This is a genomic window from Arcobacter sp. L (assembly GCF_000284235.1).
GTDB lineage: Bacteria > Campylobacterota > Campylobacteria > Campylobacterales > Arcobacteraceae > Aliarcobacter > Aliarcobacter defluvii.
Window position 1 is genome coordinate 127,525 of sequence record NC_017192.1, and the last position, 18,379, is coordinate 145,903.

General features: G+C 26.7%; 17 protein-coding genes. 12 read left to right on the forward strand and 5 right to left on the reverse strand.

The window, feature by feature from the left end; genetic code table 11:
- Nucleotide 1: 1 nt before the first annotated feature.
- The 5 genes from ABLL_RS00710 to rsmA are packed head-to-tail and all read right to left on the reverse strand — an operon-like array spanning nt 2 to nt 5,686.
- Nucleotides 2–1,186, reverse strand: coding sequence for a replication-associated recombination protein A (locus tag ABLL_RS00710; protein ID WP_014472857.1), 1,185 nt, complete (start codon nt 1,184–1,186; stop codon nt 2–4).
- Nucleotides 1,170–1,997: a pseudouridine synthase gene (locus tag ABLL_RS00715; protein ID WP_014472858.1), complete on the reverse strand. Its 828-nt coding sequence runs from the start codon at nt 1,995–1,997 to the stop codon at nt 1,170–1,172. The genes ABLL_RS00710 and ABLL_RS00715 overlap by 17 nt, the downstream gene beginning before the upstream one ends.
- Nucleotides 1,998–2,960, reverse strand: a complete 963-nt coding sequence (locus ABLL_RS00720) for an SIS domain-containing protein (RefSeq protein WP_014472859.1) — start codon at nt 2,958–2,960, stop codon at nt 1,998–2,000.
- 13 nt (nt 2,961–2,973) lie between these two features.
- Nucleotides 2,974–4,905 carry a ribonuclease J gene (locus ABLL_RS00725; protein ID WP_014472860.1) on the reverse strand — a complete coding sequence of 644 codons (1,932 nt, stop codon included), beginning with the start codon at nt 4,903–4,905 and terminating at the stop codon, nt 2,974–2,976.
- Nucleotides 4,892–5,686, reverse strand: coding sequence for a 16S rRNA (adenine(1518)-N(6)/adenine(1519)-N(6))-dimethyltransferase RsmA (gene rsmA, locus ABLL_RS00730; protein ID WP_014472861.1), 795 nt, complete (start codon nt 5,684–5,686; stop codon nt 4,892–4,894). Before rsmA ends, ABLL_RS00725 begins: the two co-directional genes overlap by 14 nt.
- Nucleotides 5,687–5,759: 73 nt before the next feature.
- Between rsmA and hisF the strand changes: the two genes are divergently transcribed.
- From hisF to ABLL_RS00790, 12 genes are all read left to right on the forward strand, one after another.
- Entirely contained in the window at nt 5,760–6,521 is a 762-nt protein-coding gene (hisF, locus tag ABLL_RS00735; RefSeq protein WP_014472862.1) for an imidazole glycerol phosphate synthase subunit HisF, read from the forward strand.
- Nucleotide 6,522: 1 nt separating this feature from the next.
- Entirely contained in the window at nt 6,523–7,209 is a 687-nt protein-coding gene (locus tag ABLL_RS00740; RefSeq protein ID WP_014472863.1) for an SIMPL domain-containing protein, read from the forward strand.
- Nucleotides 7,206–7,742, forward strand: a complete 537-nt coding sequence (locus ABLL_RS00745; RefSeq protein ID WP_014472864.1) for a purine-nucleoside phosphorylase — start codon at nt 7,206–7,208, stop codon at nt 7,740–7,742. Before ABLL_RS00740 ends, ABLL_RS00745 begins: the two co-directional genes overlap by 4 nt.
- A 19-nt stretch (nt 7,743–7,761) precedes the next feature.
- Nucleotides 7,762–8,844 carry a 23S rRNA (adenine(2503)-C(2))-methyltransferase RlmN gene (gene rlmN, locus ABLL_RS00750; protein ID WP_014472865.1) on the forward strand — a complete coding sequence of 361 codons (1,083 nt, stop codon included), beginning with the start codon at nt 7,762–7,764 and terminating at the stop codon, nt 8,842–8,844.
- 90 nt (nt 8,845–8,934) lie between these two features.
- Entirely contained in the window at nt 8,935–10,344 is a 1,410-nt protein-coding gene (gene gltX / locus ABLL_RS00755; protein ID WP_014472866.1) for a glutamate--tRNA ligase, read from the forward strand.
- A gap of 53 nt (nt 10,345–10,397) precedes the next feature.
- On the forward strand, nt 10,398–10,664 hold the full coding sequence (locus ABLL_RS00760) for an RNA-binding protein (RefSeq protein WP_014472867.1): 267 nt from the start codon (nt 10,398–10,400) through the stop codon (nt 10,662–10,664).
- A 157-nt stretch (nt 10,665–10,821) separates the two neighbouring features.
- Nucleotides 10,822–11,484, forward strand: coding sequence for a response regulator transcription factor (locus ABLL_RS00765; RefSeq protein WP_014472868.1), 663 nt, complete (start codon nt 10,822–10,824; stop codon nt 11,482–11,484).
- Complete coding sequence (locus ABLL_RS00770; RefSeq protein ID WP_014472869.1) at nt 11,459–12,613, forward strand: HAMP domain-containing sensor histidine kinase; 1,155 nt, start codon at nt 11,459–11,461, stop codon at nt 12,611–12,613. Before ABLL_RS00765 ends, ABLL_RS00770 begins: the two co-directional genes overlap by 26 nt.
- A 62-nt stretch (nt 12,614–12,675) precedes the next feature.
- The gene (locus tag ABLL_RS00775) at nt 12,676–13,059 is read left to right on the forward strand and encodes a FixH family protein (protein WP_014472870.1); all 384 of its coding nucleotides are present in this window, start codon (nt 12,676–12,678) and stop codon (nt 13,057–13,059) included.
- Nucleotides 13,059–14,255, forward strand: a complete 1,197-nt coding sequence (locus ABLL_RS00780) for a TolC family protein (RefSeq protein ID WP_014472871.1) — start codon at nt 13,059–13,061, stop codon at nt 14,253–14,255. The genes ABLL_RS00775 and ABLL_RS00780 overlap by 1 nt, the downstream gene beginning before the upstream one ends.
- Complete coding sequence (locus ABLL_RS00785; protein ID WP_014472872.1) at nt 14,252–15,256, forward strand: efflux RND transporter periplasmic adaptor subunit; 1,005 nt, start codon at nt 14,252–14,254, stop codon at nt 15,254–15,256. Before ABLL_RS00780 ends, ABLL_RS00785 begins: the two co-directional genes overlap by 4 nt.
- A gap of 6 nt (nt 15,257–15,262) precedes the next feature.
- On the forward strand, nt 15,263–18,364 hold the full coding sequence (locus ABLL_RS00790) for an efflux RND transporter permease subunit (protein ID WP_014472873.1): 3,102 nt from the start codon (nt 15,263–15,265) through the stop codon (nt 18,362–18,364).
- Nucleotides 18,365–18,379: the final 15 nt, after the last annotated feature.

The following is an 18,379-nucleotide window of genomic DNA, read 5'->3' on the forward strand; positions in this document are numbered from 1 at the left end:
TTTAATCCTTATTCTTTATTTTTATAAGCCAATCATTTAATGTTTTTTCAAAACCTATATTTGAATTATCATAAAGTGATAAATTTTCTTTTAAATATTCTTGTTCAACATATCCACCAAAATCATGGGGGTATAAATAGCCTATATGCTGTGAATCTAAATGTTTAGGTATATCAAGTATCTTACCATCTTTTATCAATTGTAGGGCTTTATTTACAGCTTTATAAGCACTGTTTGATTTTGGACTTGATGCAAGATATATTGCACATTGAGAAAGAATGATTCTTGATTCTGGATATCCAATTTTATTACAAGCTATCATAGTATTAACTGCTAGATTTAAAGCATTTGGATTTGCATTTCCAATATCTTCACTTGCAAAAATTACTAATCTTCTTGTTATAAAATCTACACTTTCTCCACCATTTATTAATCTACTCATATAATAAAGTGCTGCATCAATATTTGAACCTCTTAAAGATTTTATCATAGCACTTGCTAAATCATAGTGAGTATCTGACGAAGATACTCCATCTCCTATTACATTTTCTCTTAATTCTTTTAATAAATTTATATTTATATTTTTTGATATTTTATATGAAAAATTCAATAACGTAAGCATTGCTCTTGCATCACCAGAACTAGAGATAATTAGATATTCTTTAGCTTCATTTGTTAGAGTTATATCAACATCTTTTAATGCAATTTGAAGAATTTTTATCATTTCTTCTTTTGTGAAAGCTTTAAATTCATATAAGAAAGATCGAGAACGAATAGCAGAAGTTAAAGTAAAAAAAGGATTTTCTGTACTTGCTCCAATAATTAATGCATCATAATTTTCCATAATAGGAAGAAGAACTTCTTGCTGGTTTTTTGAAAGACGATGAACTTCATCAATGAATATTAACGGTTTAATTAAACTATTTTTATATTTATCAAATACTTTTCTTAAATCTTCTATTTTTATGCTTGTTGCATTAAAATAAAAGTAGTCAGTATTAATTTCTCTTGCAATAATTTTTGCTAAAGTTGTTTTACCAGTTCCAGGTTTACCATAAAAAAATAGATGAGGAATATCTTTTTGTTTGATTAATTTATAAAGTGCTTTTTCTTTACCAATTATATGAGATTGACCAACAAAAGTATCTAAACTTGTTGGTCTTAATTTATTAGATAGATCTATCATCTTCGTTCATAAAGATTCTAAGATTTTTGTATTCTTCTTTTGATAAAAATCTAGTTTTTCCTGTAGGTAGATTATTTAAAGAAATTCCACCATATTCTAATCTTTTTAAATCTAAAACATCAAGTCCAAAGTGAGCAAAAAATCTTCTTAATTCTCTATTTTTACCTTCATTTATTACAACTTTTATTTTTGAAAATTTTTCGCCATTTGTTTGTATATCATATGCTAAAAAAGGTGCAAAAGTCATAGATGTAATCTTACTATTTTTATGGGCACCTATTCTTGCATCTTCAATTGTAATACCATTTTGCATGGCTTCTTCAACAGATTTAGTAATTACACCATTTACTTTGATTTTATATACTCTTTCTAAGTCAGAATGCATTAATGAATTAACTACATCAACATTATCTGATAGTAATAGCAATCCTTCACTTGAATAATCAAGTCTTCCAACACATAAAAAATGTTTGTATTTTTTTTCAAGTGAATCATAAATTGTACGTCTTCCTTGAGGATCGTTTTTTGATACAATTTCACCTTTTGGTTTATTATAAACTATTACTGTATAAATTTTATTTTTATCTTCTTTAATATTCTTTTTACCAATTTGTACATCGTCTTTTGATGATACTTTTGTTGCAAGATTAGTTACAACTTTTCCATTGATTTTTACTCTTCCCTCTTCTATTAATTTATCTGCTTCTCTTCTTGAGTAGTTACTATTATGAGATAAGAATTTGTTTAATCTTATTAGTTCTTCTTTTATTTCTTCTTTTTTATTTTTAGAAGATGTATTATTTGGTTTCATTTATTTTATTCCAGCTTCAATTAAATCGTGAATATGTAATACTCCAACCAACTTATCATTTGCATCTGTTACTATTAATAGTTGGATTTTATAGTTTTCAATAATTTGTAAAGCATCACTTGCTAATAATTCTTTATTTTTTAAAGTTTTAGGATGAATTGTAGCTATATCTTCTACTTTACAGTCCATAGAAAAATTATCATTCATTAATGCTCTTCTTAAATCTCCATCACTCAAAAGTGCAAATACTTTATTATCTTTATCTGTTATTATTACGCTTCCAAGTCTTCCTTCACTCATTACTAAAATGGCATCTTTAAGTTTAGTTTCACGTGAAACTACGGGTAAATCGTGCTTTCTTAATAAATCATCAACTTTTACAAAAAGTTTTTTACCTAAACTTCCACCTGGATGAAATGAAGCAAAATCTTCTTTTTTGAAATCTCTTTTTTTCATTAGACAAACAGCAAGTGCATCACCCATTGCCATAGTTAAAGTTGTAGATGATGTAGGAGCAGTATCAAGAGGGCAAGCCTCTTTATCAACTGCTATATTTATAAAAACATCAGCATATTTAGCTAAAGTTGAGTTTTCACTTTTTGCCATTGCTATCAATGGTATATTTAATCTTTTTAAGTGAGGTAAAATTTGAACAAGCTCTTCACTTTCACCACTATATGAAATTCCAAGAACAATATCTTCTTTACCAATCATCCCTAAATCTCCATGCATAGCTTCTGTAGGATGTAAGAAGAAAGAACTTGTACCTGTACTTGCTAATGTTGCTGCAATTTTTGCACCTACAAGTCCTGATTTTCCAACACCTGAAACGATAAGCTTTCCTTTAGAATTAATGATTAAATCAATTGCTTTTTCAATATCAAAAGAGATTTTTTGCGCAGCTTTTTCTAATTCATTTGCTTCTGTTAATAAAACATCTTTAACAATTTGTTTAAAATCCATAATTAATAGTTCCTTATTGTACAAATATAGTTGGGATTATCATAGGATATTTTTTGTATTTTCTAGTACAGTGCTTTCTTACAACTTTTCTTAGTTCATCTTCTAAAATTTTATTATTTTTAAGAATACCAGGTTTTACATTTTCTAAGAAGATATTTAATAAATCTTCAATTTCTTTTGAAAAGAATTTATCTTGTTTATCTGAAACTAATCCAAATGAAGAAACTTTTGGTTTTTGTGCCAACGTTCGATCACTTTCGTTAATTTGTGCAACAATCATAACGACACCCTCTTTTGCCATTGTTTGTCTATCTAAAATTACATCATCAGAAATTTTGTGATTTAGTTGATTATCAATATAAACTTTTCCAGATTTTACTGTTCTTACTTTTTTAAGATATTTAGGTGTAACTTCAATTTGTTCACCATCACTCATAATATAAACATTTCTTTCTAAAACACCACAATCAATTCCAGTTTGACCATGTTTTAAAGCATGATTATATTCACCATGAACTGGCAAGAAGAATTTAGGTTTTACAAGTCTAAGCATTAATTTTTGCTCTTCTTGTGCTGCATGTCCTGACACATGAATATCTGGATAATCTTGATATGCAACTTTTGCACCTGCTTTTAAAAGATGATTAATTATTCCAGAAACACTTCCTTCATTACCTGGAATTGCTTTTGCAGAAAGGATTATTTGATCATCAGGTTTAATTTTAATATGTCTATGTTCATGAATTGCCATTCTGTATAATGCTGACATTGATTCACCTTGACTTCCTGTTGTTACAATTAAAACTTCTTTATCATTATACTTGTTTACTTCATGTGCTTCAATAAATTGATCTTTTGGGAATTTAATATACCCTAAATTCATTGCAATTTCTAAATTCTTTTCCATAGATCTTCCAATAACACAGATTTTTCTATTATAAAAAAGAGCTTTTTCTATAGCTTGTGAAACTCTATGAATATTTGATGAAAAAGTAGACATAATTACTCTACCTTTTGCATTTTGGAATATTCTATCAAATGTAGGACCAACAGTTTTTTCAGTTCGTGTAAAACCTGGAGAATGAGAATTTGTTGAATCAGATGTTAAAAGTAAAACACCCTCTTCCCCATAATGCGCAATTCTATGTAAATCTGTTGGAAAACCATCTATTGGAGTATGGTCAATTTTAAAATCACCAGTATGAATCATTGTTCCAGCTGCTGTTTTAACAGCAATACATGATGAATCAATAATAGAGTGAGTTACATGCATCCATTCAACTTCAAAATCATTTCCAATTTTTATAGGTGTTCTTTTTTGAATAGCTCTAAATAAAGATCGGTACTCTCTCATTTTATGTTCATCAAATTTAGAACCTATCATTTCTAAAGGTAATGATGTACCATAAATTGGGAATTGCATCTCTTTGAATAAATATGGCATTGCACCAATATGATCTTCATGTCCATGAGTGATAATTACAGCAACAATTTTATCTTTGATTTCTCTAATATAAGTAAAATCAGGAATTAAAATATCAACACCATGCATATCTCCATCAGGGAAACTCATACCAACATCAACGATTATTGCTTCATTCTCAGTTTCAATAACCATCATATTACCACCAATCTCACCTAATCCTCCAAGAGGAGTAACTCTAAGTTTAGCAGCTGTGTTTAAGTTAAGTTTATAGTGTGGATTAAGTCTATCTCTATGAATTTTTTCATTTATGATATGTGCTTTTTTAAGATCACTTACCCATCCTTCACCTCTAGTTTGTTGTGTAGTTTGTGTATCTCTTGCAACTTTTGGTTTAGGTTTTCTTTTCTTGTAAGGAGGTTTTTTGCCTTCTACTTGATCAATAGTTTTTGTAACTTCTTCTTGATTAGTCTCATTTTGAGTACTAACAACAGTTTGTTCTTCTTTGTTAATTTCTTCCATTTTTTACCTTTGTATACATTTGGCTATACAAAGATGAACTTACTTCATGAGGTCTTACATTATCATTAATATTTAGTTCCTTATAAATATCAGAAATCGTCTCTTTAGTAAGAAGTGATGTTAAGTTTTTAGAAAGCTTTTTTCTAGGCTGTATAAAACAGGCTTTTAAAAACTTATTAAACTCTTTATCAAAACTTTTAGACATATCTTTTTTAATATAAAGAATTGAAGACATTACTTTTGGTGGAGGATCAAATGATTCAGGGGGAACATCAAAAAGTATTTTTGCATCAACTGAAAGTAATTCAGTAATAATACCTAATGATGAGTATTCTTTATCATTTGCCTTTGCTGTAAATTTTTCAGCAACCTCTCTTTGAATCATAACTATAATATGTTCACAAGCAACGTCTTCTAACGCTCTTAATATAATGTTTGTTGCAATATAGTATGGTAAGTTTGCTATTAAATCATATTTACCATCATGAAGGCTTTTTTGCTTATCCCAAGCCTCTAAAACATCAGTGTGGATCAGTTTTAGTTTACCTTCTTCTATCTCTATTACAAATTTAGACTTTAAAATACCAATTAAATCAGTATCAACTTCATAAGCAGTTAAATCTTTGTACTTGACTAAATTTTTGGTCAAATCACCTAATCCAGGCCCAATTTCAACCACGTAATTATTATTCATGGGCATCGATTGGATGATTTTATCCAAAATAGTCGTATCTTTTAAAAAGTTTTGTCCGTATTGTTTTTTTGCTTTTACTTTTTCCATAATTGGAAAGAGTATATCTGCTTTTAACTTATAATTAGATAAGATAATTTTTAGTTATTACGAAGGATTTTATTTGAGTAGTTTTGCAAAAAGAATAATACCATGTTTAGATGTTGACAATGGAAGAGTTGTAAAAGGCGTAAATTTTGTGGGTTTGAGAGATGCTGGCGATCCTGTAGAAGTTGCAAAAAGATACAACGCAGAAGGTGCAGATGAAATAACATTTTTAGATATTACTGCAAGTCATCAAAATAGAGGAACTATTGTTGATATAGTAAAACAAGTTGCAAAAGAAGTTTTTATTCCTTTAACTGTTGGTGGAGGAATTAGAAAACTTGAAGATATTTATGCACTTTTAAATGTTGGTTGTGACAAAGTTTCAATTAACTCTTCAGCAGTTTCAAATCCAGATTTAATAAATGAAAGTTCAAAAAGATTTGGAAGTCAATGTATTGTTGTTGCAATTGATGTAAAAAGAGTTGCAGATGGTTCTTACCATGTTTTTGTAAAAGGTGGACGTGAAGATACAGGTCTTGATGCACTTGCTTGGGCAAAAGAAGTTTATGATAGAGGTGCTGGTGAAATACTTCTTACTTCTATGGACACTGATGGTGCAAAAACTGGATTTGAGTTAAATATTACAGAACAAATTTCAAAATTAGTTGATATTCCAGTAATTGCAAGTGGTGGAGCTGGAACTATGGAACATATAAAAGAGGCATTTGAACATGGTGCTAGTGCTGCACTTGCTGCTTCGATTTTTCACTTTAAAGAAATAGATATTATGGATTTAAAAAGATATTTAAGAGCAAATAATATACCAGTAAGGATATAAGATGAAGAAAAGGATATTTTTAGCATTGATTTTACCCATTTTGGGATTTTCTTATGAATTAAATTTTAATAAAAGTTTTGCAAAAATTGTTAACCCTGATTTATTAAGTACAAATATAAATATCAATGTTGAAAAAAAAGATGAAACTAAAGTAAATACTGAAATAGATAAGTTTAATGATTTTATTAAAAATAATAAAGATGTTAATATTAAAAATGGAAGTTATACTTTAAGCCCAAAATATAAATATTACAATAATAAACAAGAATTTATTGGATATGTAGGAAGTTTAAGATATACAGCAGAATCAAAAGATGCAAAAGAACTAAATAAATTTATGAATGAATTGATTTTGATTAAAGATAAAATAAAAACTGATGATGTAAAACTTAATATATCAAATGTTTCTTGGCAAATAAGTGATGATTTACAAAATAAAAGTTATGATGATTTACGATTTGAAGCAATTAATTGGATTGAAAATTATGCAAAAACTTTATCTTCAAAATTAAATAAAAAATGTGAAGTAAAGCAGATAAATATAAATGAATTTAATAATGGAAATATTGTATATGCTAGAAGTGAAATAGCATTATCAAGTATGTCAAAATCAGTTGCAGATGTAGCTCCAATTAGTAGTGAACAAAATATTACAGTAAATCCAAATTTTATTTTGGAGTGCAGATGATTGTATGTGCGGGAAGAAATGAAACTTTTCCATTTGCTCATCAAATTGGTGTTGGTCTAATAGAATCATCAATAAATCTTACAAGAATATGTTTATTTGATAAGCCAGAATATCTGCTTTTTGTTGGAAGTGCAGGAAGTTATGGAAATCACAAAATTTTTGATATAGTTGAATCAAAAAGAGCTTCAAATATCGAACTTGGATTTTTAACTGGAAGTGCATATACACCTTTAGATAATGTTTTAGAATCTGAAAATAAATTTGCAAGAAATGATACTATTGTAAATTCATCAAATTATATATCAACAAATGAAAAATTATGTAAAGAGTTTTTGGAATATGGTGTTGGAATTGAAAATATGGAGTTTTTTTCAGTTCTTAGTGTTGCAAAAGAGTTTGAAATTCCAGTTGCTGGAATATTTATAATAACAAATTATACAAATGAAAATGCCCATGAAGATTTTATAAAGAATCATAAAGAGGCAATGGAAAAATTAACAAATTATTTAATAGAAAAAAATATAATAAAATAGAAAATTGGAATAAATTATAATGGCAAAAGAAGAATTACCATCTATATATGATTACACATTAGATGAATTAAAAGAAAAATTAAAACCATCATTTAGAGCAAAGCAAGTTTATAATTGGCTTTATAAAAAATATGCTAGTTCATATGATGATATGAAAAACTTACCAAATGAATTAAAAGAAGATTTAAAAGCAAACTATCCAATAGATATTATGCAAATTGTAAAAAAAGAACAAAGTAGAGATGGAAGTATTAAATATCTTTTTAAATTAAGAGATAACCATACAGTTGAAGCAGTTTTACTTTTAATGAAAGATAAAAAGATAGATGAAGATGGACAAATTGTAAGAAGTGAAAAATATACTGTTTGTATTTCTTCTCAAGTTGGCTGTAAAGTTGGCTGTAGTTTTTGTTTAACTGCAAAAGGTGGATTTGTAAGAAATCTTACTGTTGGGGAGTATATTGCTCAAATTGTAAATATAAAAAGAGATAATCAAATAGCTGAAAATAAAGCTTTAAATATCGTTTATATGGGAATGGGTGAACCTCTTGATAACTTTGATAACTTCACTAAAGCTGTTGAGATTTTCTCTGAACTTGATGGTTTAGCAATTAGTAGAAGAAGACAAACAGTTTCAACTTCAGGAATTGCAAGTAAAATCAAAAAACTTGGCGAAAAAGATTTAGGTATGCAACTTGCAATTTCACTTCATGCAGTTGATGATGAGTTAAGAAGTGAATTAATTCCTATGAATAAAGCTTATAATATTGCATCTATTATCGAAGCTGTTAAAGGCTTTCCTGTTGATACAAGAAAAAAAGTTATGTTTGAATATCTTGTAATAAAAGATAAAAATGATTCAATAGATGCTGCTAGAAAATTGGTTACTTTATTAAATGGAATTCAAGCAAAAGTAAATTTAATTTACTTTAATCCATATCCTGGAACTTCATATCAGCGACCTGTTGAAGAAGATATGTTAAGATTCAAAGATTTTTTAAACCAAAAAGGTGTAATCTGTACAATCAGAGAATCAAAAGGACTTGATATATCTGCTGCTTGTGGGCAATTAAAAGAAAAGGAAGCAAATGGGAATTCTTGAAATTTCTTTATTGATGTTTATAGCAATAGTGGTGATTGTAACGGGTGTAGGATTTTATATACAAAATAAAAAAGAGGAGAAATAATTTAAATGGCAGTAACAAGATTTGCTCCAAGTCCAACTGGATATTTACATATTGGGGGATTAAGAACTTCATTATATAGTTATTTATGGGCTAGAAAAACTGGTGGAGAATTTAGATTAAGAATCGAAGATACAGACTTAGCAAGAAATAGTGAAGATGCAATGAAAGCAATTATAAACGCTTTTGAATGGGTTGGACTTAATTATGATGGTGAAGTTTTTTATCAATCAAAAAGAACAGATATTTATAAACAATATATTGATAAATTATTAGAAAATGGAAATGCTTATAAATGTTATATGAGTAAAGATGAACTAGATAGCTTAAGAGCAGCTCAAGAAGCAGCAAAACAAACACCAAGATATGATGGAACTTGGAGACCTGAAGAGGGAAAAGTTTTACCACAAATTCCAGCAGGTGTTGAACCAGTTATAAGAATAAAAGCTCCAACAACTGGAACAATTGAGTTTGATGATGGTGTAAAAGGACATATGAAATTTGATGCAAATCAGGTTGATGATTATGTAATTGCAAGAAGTAATGGAATGCCTACATATAACTTTGTTGTTGCTATTGATGATGCTTTAATGGGAATGACAGATGTTATTAGAGGTGATGACCACTTATCTAATACTCCAAAACAAATTGTAGTTTATAATGCTTTAGGATTTAAAGTTCCAAAATTCTATCATGTACCAATGATTAATAATCCATCTGGTAAAAAACTATCTAAAAGAGATGGTGCAATGGATGTTATGGATTATAAGAACCAAGGATATTTACCAGAAGCTTTATTAAACTTTTTAGTAAGACTTGGTTGGTCAAATGGTGATCAAGAAATATTCTCTATGGAAGAGATGTTAGAATTATTTGACCCATCAAATATCAATAAATCAGCATCATCTTATAATGCTGAAAAACTTTTATGGTTAAATAGCGAGTATATAAAAGCTGTATCAAATGATAGATTAATTGAAGAGTTAAAATTTTTTGATTTAGATTTATCTGAACATCCAAAAAGAACTGAATTATTAGATTTATCTAAACAAAGAGCACAAACTTTAGTTGATTTAAAAAAATCAATTACTGATATTATTGATATTCCAACTTCATATGAAGAAGCAGGAATTAAAAAATTTGTTAAAGAAGATACAAAAGAATTTTTAGAAAAATATCTTTTATTATTAGAAAAAAATAAAGAAAATCTTTATAGTGCTGAAAAAGTAGAAGAGTTTACAAAACCATTTATAAATGATAATGGATTAAAATTTCCACAATTATTTCAACCAATTAGGATTGCATTAACAGGTGGAACACAAGCACCTTCTGTTTATGACATAATCTCAATACTCGGTTTTGACGAAGTTTCGAGAAGATTAAATGAGGCTTTAAAAAGAAATTTTCAAAACTCTTGATTATTTGAAAATAATCAGGCATAATGTTCAAACTTTTATAAAGGATAGAATAGATGAACATTTACGTAGGTAATTTATCATACAGAATGAATGATAAAGATTTAGAAGAAATCTTCTCAAAATTTGGTGCAGTAAAAAGTGCAAAAGTTATTATGGATAAAGAAACAGGAAAATCAAAAGGATTTGGTTTTGTTGAAATGGTAGAATCAGCAGCTGGTAGCCAAGCTATTGAATCTTTAAATGGTAATGATTGCGAAGGTAGAACTTTAAGAGTTAACGAAGCAAAACCAAGAGAAGAAAGACCAAGAAGACAATTTTAATTAAGTTTTTGTAGTGCTTATCTAGCACTACTAGCTTAAAACTAAAATTACTTTTACAAAAAATTATGATTTATAATAGCAATTGTAAAAGTTTTTAATATCCCTATTTCTCAATTTAATAAAAAATTTTATAATACAGTTCAAATAAGGAATTTGTATGAAAATTTTATTGCTAGAAGATGATTTAATTTTAAATGAAATTATAGAAGAATACCTGATTTCACAAAATAACGAAGTTATAAGTACCTTTGATGGAAATGAAGCAGAAGATTATTTGTACTCACAAACTTTTGATTTATTACTCTTAGATGTAAATGTTCCTGAATTAAATGGCTTTGAATTATTACGCAATTTACGAGCCCAAAATATAAAAACTCCTGCAATATTTATTACATCGTTAAATATGGCAGATGATATGCAAAAGGGTTTTGATAGTGGTTGTGATGACTACATCAAAAAACCTTTTGAGCTTAAAGAACTTGATATAAGAATTAATAATATCAAAAGACTTTTTAATATTACTCCTACAAATATAATAATTCTTGAAAAAGATTTATTATTAGATACTCAAAATCTCTACATTTTAAAAGAAGATAAAAAAATTCATATTGCAAAAAAAGAGAGCGAAGTTTTACAATATTTGATAAATAACTCAATAAAAACAGTAAGTATTGATGAACTAAGTATGAATATTTGGGCATATGAAGAAACACCAAATGCATCAACAATTAGAACATATATTAAAAATTTACGTAAAATTTTAGGAGAAGAACAAATCTTAAATATACGAGGAGTTGGTTATAGATTTAACAAAAAGTGAAAAAATCACCTTCTTTAGATTTTTATTTTTATATTTAGGTTCTTCGTTAATTTTGATGTTAATAACTATATTTTTTTATTATCAAAATGAAAAGACTTTATTTATTGATTTAATAAAATCAAATATGCAAAATATTACTTCAAAAATTTCAAATGAAGTAATTGTTTCTCATATGATGGGCACAAACTTTGATAAAGATAAATACTTAAATTCAAAAGAGTACAAAATATCTTTTTATAATAAGAATAAAGAGCTAATTTATGGTAATTTTGGTGAAAATGTAGATTTTAGTCAGAAATATATCTTTGATGAAAAATCATTAATTTTAGTAGATAATTCAACGGTAGGACATTTAGGTATTGAATATATTGTTTTAAAAGATATTAGTTTAGAAGTGAAGATTTATGAGTTGAAAATATCTATAATTTTGATTTTTTTAGCTTTTTATTCTTTAGTTACAATAATTGGTTTTTATCTTGCTAAGTTATTTTTAAAACCAATAAAAGATGAAAGAATAAAGTTAAATAATTTTATAAAAGATACAACACATGAGTTAAATACTCCCATAAGTGCAATTATGATGTCAACAGAAGGGGAAAATTTATCTTTAAAACAAATAGAAAGAATAAAACTAAGTGCTAAAAGAATAAGTGAAATATATAAAGATTTAACTTATATATTTTTAGAGAATAAAGAGATAAAAAAAGATAAAAAAGAGTTAGATTTCTCTTTGCTTATTAAAGAACAAATAGACAGTTTTGAGCCTCTATTTTTAAAAAAGAAAATAGAAGTTTTAACACAATTAGAAATAACAACTTATAAGATTGATAAAGATGATTTTATTAGATTATTTAACAATCTTTTTTCCAATGCAATAAAATATAATAAAATAAATGGAAAAATAGAAATATCACTAAAAAATAGAGTTTTAAGTATTAAAGATAATGGAATAGGAATAAAAAAAGATAAATTAAAAGATATTTACAAAAGATATTATAGAGCAACAACACAAAATGGTGGTTTTGGTTTAGGATTAAACATTGTAAATATGATATGTAAAAGTTACAATATAAAGATTGAAGTTGAATCTATAGAAAACGAAGGAACTATTTTTAAGTTATATTTTTAACTCCACACAAACTGCACAAAGTATTTGATAGAATTTTTTCATAAATATTTCAAGGAGAAATTATGAAAAACCTTTTCAAAATAATTCTAACTTTAGTTCTTGCATTAAACTTTTTAAATGCAGAACCAATAAATCAAAATGGTGAAAAAGATGGTTACACTGTTACATTAATGAGTGAAAAATCACTTGTTGTTGGAGATAATGAATTTGTAATCAAGTTAGCTAAAGATGAAAAAAATGTAACAACAGCAAAAGTGAAAATAAAATTCTTTATGCCTGAAATGCCAGGAATGCCATATATGGAACATGAAGAAAAAGCTGAGTTAGTTGATGGCGTTTATAAAACAAAAGTTAATTTCTCAATGGCTGGAACATGGCAATATCAACTTAAATTCAAAACAGATGATGATGTTGTTCATACAATTAGAGGAAGCGTAAATATCTAATGTTAAAAATAGTTTTAGCTTCATCATTAACTTTATCACTTTTAAGTGCAATATCAATTGATGAATTAGTTAATTCTACATTTGAAAATAGTTATGATTTAAAAAGTGTAGAAAAATCTATTGAAGTTGCAAATCAACAAATATCAATAGCAAAAAAATGGCAAAATCCAGTATTATCTATGGGAATAAATGATGTATGGATAAATGATTTTAGTTCACGAAATAAAGAGGCAATGCAAGCCTCTTTTATAGGAATTTCACAAGTAATTCCAACTGGAAATAAACTTGATATAAAAGAAAAAATTGCTTCTAAAGAGAAAAATATAAAGCTTTATGATTTTGAAGATAAGAAGTTAGAACTTACATCAAAAATAAATGAGTTGGTTTATAATATCTTGTTATCAGAAGAAAAATATAAACTTTTAGAAGAGTATGAAAAAAACTTGGAAAAATTAGAGAGTTTATATGGTTCTTTATATAAATATCAAAAAGCAACTCAAAATGAGATAATAAATTCTCAAATCTCAACAGTTGAATTAAAAATACAAAAACAAAATCTAAAGAATTTAATAGATAATTCGTACTTAAAATTAGAACAAATAACATATACAAAAATAGACAAAATTGATGAAAAAATAGATATAAAAAAAGTTGATTTATTGATTGAAAATTCTTCTCATCCAAAATTTAAAAGTTTAGAAGAGAGTTCATCAAAACAACAAAGTATAGCTGAATTAGAAAGAGCAAAAAAGATTCCAGATGTTCAAGTAAGTTTGGCATATTTTCAAAGGGATGATAAATTTAATGATTATGTAAATATGGCTGTTTCTATTCCTCTTCCAATTTATGATACAGAAAATGTTACAAGAGTTCAAGCAAAAATGAGTGCAAATGAGACTAATGATAAATTGGAACAACTAAAACATAACTTTGAGATTCAATCAAAAATATTAAAGAATAATCTAAATAATGCCTATGAAAATTATAATTTAATAGGACAAAAAATAATTCCATTGAAAGAAAAAATACAAAAAAATATTGAAACATATAATAGTTTTGATGATGTTAAACCACAAGAAAGTATTAAAAACCTAAATGATTTAATCACTTATCAAATGAAAGTAATTGATGAGCAACAAAAATATTATGAAGCCTATTCAGGATTAATTTACTATGTAAATAAAGGTATCAAATGATTAAAAAACTACTTATAATCACCCTATTTTTAACGGCTGTATTAAATGCAGAGATTATAGATGCAAAACAACTGTTTAATAAAAAAATAGTAAAAGTAAAAAAAGAAGAAGTTATTGAGAATAAAAGTTTTTATGGAGTAACAAAGATTGATGAATCATCTATTGTTGATATTGTAAGTAGATTTGATGGTTATATAACAAATTTAAATGCAAATAAGATTTATATGAATATCAAAAAAGGTGAAGCTTTATATTCAATTTATTCTGATGATATTTTATCTATTCAAAATGAACTTCAAATTGCAAAAGATATAAATAAAAATATCTATTTTTCAACACTTTTAAAACTTGAAAATTTAGATATATCAAAAGAAAATCAACAAAAAATTAAAGATGGAAAATTAAATAATAGTGGTCTAGTGGTTACTTCAAATTTTAATGGTATTTTACTTCAAAAAAATATCAATAATAAAAGTGCAGTTAAAAAAGGAACTACCCTCCTTCAGTTAGGAAATCTAGATAAAATGTGGTTTATTGCTTCAATTTATCAAGATGATTTATCTTTTGTTAAAAAAGATAAAGAAGCTATGATTCATATTGATGGATTAAACAAAATGATTACTTCAAAAGTTGATTTTATCTACCCTATTTTTGATGAAAAAAGTAAAACAGTAAATATTAGATTTATCATTGATAATGAAAATAATGAATTAATACCAAGTATGTTTGGTAAAGTTGATATAAATATCAAAAAAGAGACACTTTTAACTCTTCCAAAAACAGCTGTATTAAAAAAAGCAAATAGTTTTTATGTATTTAAACCAACTTCAAATGATGAGTTTGAACCTGTAAAAATAAATGCCAAAAGGGTTGCTTCAAATAAATATCAAATAGTAAGTGGACTTGAAGAAAATGATGAAGTTATTAATAATGCCCTATTCTTACTTGATTCAGATGCCGTAACAAATAATTTATATGAATCAGACAATGAAGATTGGTAAAAAATTATGGTAGAAAATATAATTTCATATAGTGTAAGAAATAAATTTTTAATTTTATTTTTTATTTTTATATTAACACTTGGTTCTTTTTGGGCTGTAAAAAATACAAGTTTAGATGCTTTACCTGATTTATCACCTCCTCAAGTAATAGTTCAAGTTGAATGGAGTGGACAAAGTCCAAAAACAATTGAAGAACAAATCTCTTATCCATTAATTTCAAGTTTGATGAGTCTACCAAATATTCAAACTGTTCGTGCAATGAGTTCTTTTTCAAATGCAATGATATATATTATTTTTAAAGATGGAACAGATTTATATGACTCAAGAAGTAGAATCTTAGAACAATTATCAACACTTCAAGGAACTTTTCCAGAAGGTTCATCTGTTCAAATAGGTCCAGATGCTACAGGAGTTGGTTGGGCTTATGAATATGCGTTAAAATCAAAAACAAAAAGCTTAGAAGAACTTAGAACTTTACAAGATTATTATTATAAATTTGCCCTACTTGGTGTTGATGGAGTTAGCGAAATTGCATCAATTGGTGGTTATATAAAAAATTATGAAATAACTCTAAATCAGGATAAATTAGTTCAATACGATTTAAGTATTGATGAAATTAAAAAAGTATTAGTAGCAAACAATAGCGATACTGGTGGAAGAATAATTTTAGAAAATGGATATGAACATATTATAACTGCTCGTGGTTACTTAAAATCTGTTGTGGATATTGAAAATATCACAATTAAAACTTTAAATAATACACCACTAAAAATAAAAGATATAGCAACAGTAAATATTACTTCATCAAATAGAAGAGGAATGGCTGATTTAGATGGTGAGGGTGAAACTGTTGGAGGAATAGTTGTTGTTAGATTTGGTGAAAATCCATATAAAGTAATAAATGCAGTTAAAGAAAAACTAAAAACTCTAAATGTTCCAGATGTAGAAGTTATCGAAGTTTATGATAGAAGTTCATTGATTGATAAAGCTATAGATACATTAAAAAGAACATTAGTAGAAGAATCTATTATTGTTATGATAATAGCTGGATTATTTTTATTCCATTTTAGAAGTGCATTAATTATTATCATAACTTTACCAATTACTGTTTTAATTAGTTTTTTACTAATGAAAGCGTTTAATATAGGTTCAAATATTATGAGTTTAGGTGGAATTGCTATTGCAATTGGAGCAATGGTTGATGCAACTATTGTAATGGTTGAAAATGCACATAAACATTTACAAGGAAAAGAAAATATTACAAAAGAAGAAAGAGTGAGTATTATAATTGAATCAGCAAAACAAGTTGGTCGTCCAATATTTTTTGCACTAATACTTGTTGTAGCCTCTTTTTTACCAATCTTTGCTTTAAGTGGACAAGAAGGAAGGCTATTTTCTCCTTTAGCATTTACGAAATCATTTGCAATGATGACAGGTGCAATTTTATCAATAACATTAGTACCAATTTTGATGATATTTTTGATAAAAGGGAAAATATTAAAAGAGGAAGAAAATTTATTAAATAGATTTTTTATAAAACTTTATTCACCGCTTTTACATCTTTCTTTAAAATTGAAATATTTAATAGTAGCAATATTTATAGGAACTTTAGTTTTTGCTGTAACAGTTTATGAAAAGCAAAAATGGGAATTTATGCCTATGATGAATGAACAAACTTTTATGTATATGCCTGTAACTCCTTATGGAATTGGGATTGATTTAGCAAAAGAGTTAGCACAAAAAACAAATATGGTAATCAAATCATTTCCTGAAGTTGAAAGTTCATTTGCAAAAGTAGGGCGTGCTCAAACTGCAACAGATCCAGCACCACTTGCAATGATAGAAACAATAATTACTTTTAAACCACAAAGTGAGTGGAGAGAAGGAATGACATATAAAAAATTAATGGAGGAGATGGATAAAAATCTTCAAGTTAATGGACTTATTAATTCATGGACATATCCAATTCGTGGACGTATAGATATGCTTTTAACAGGAATTAGAACGCCATTAGGTATAAAACTATATGGAAATAATCATGAATTATTAGAAACAACTGCTTCAAAGATAGAACAAGCATTAAAAAAGTATGAAGGAACTTTATCTGTTTCAGCTGATAAAATGAATTCAGGATATTATTTGAATATTGAAATTAATGATGAGATGATTTCAAGATATGGAATAAATAAAAAAGATCTATTAGAAGTAGTTTCTTTAGGAGTAGGGGGAAGTCAGATCTCTACTTATTTAGATAAATTAGAACGATATCCTATAAGTCTAAGATTTGAAACAACTCAAAGAGAAGATATAAAAGCTTTAGAAAATTTACAAATAAAAACAAAATTAGGTTATCAACCTCTAAGACTTTTTGCAGATTTAAAATATGAAGAAGGACCATCAGTTATAAAATCAGAAAAAGCATTAAATGTTAATTTTATATATATTACACCAAAAGATGGCTTTTCAGCAAAACAATATAAAGATGAAGCAATTAAAATCTTAAAAGAGATAAAGTTACCAGATGGTTACTATTTTGAATGGGCAGGACAAAGTGAATATTTAGAATCAGCAATGAAAAAATTATCATATATTATACCTATTACATTTATGATTATATTTATTTTAATCTATTTAGCTTTGAAAAATTTAACTTATACTTTTGTAATATTTTTCACACTACCTTTTGCTTTAACTGGTGGAATATTTTATTTAGAATATCTAAATTTCAATATCTCAATTGCAGTTATCGTAGGATTTTTAGCATTATTAGGAGTTGCTGCCGAAACTTCTATTGTAATGTTAGTATATTTAGATGAAGCTATGAAAGAATTTTATAAAAATAAAGAAGAGTTTACAAACAAAAATATTGTTGAAACAATCTATAAAGGAGCAGTTTTAAGGCTTCGTCCAAAACTTATGACCCTATTTAGTATTTTAGGAGGTTTAATTCCAATTATGTATATAAATGGCGTAGGAAGTGAAGTTATGCAAAGAATAGCAGCACCAATGATAGGAGGAATGATTAGTTCAACATTTTTGACACTTATAATAATTCCATCAATTTTTTATATTATAACTTTAAGAAAAAATAATGTTTCTACACATTAACTAAACAATAATTAT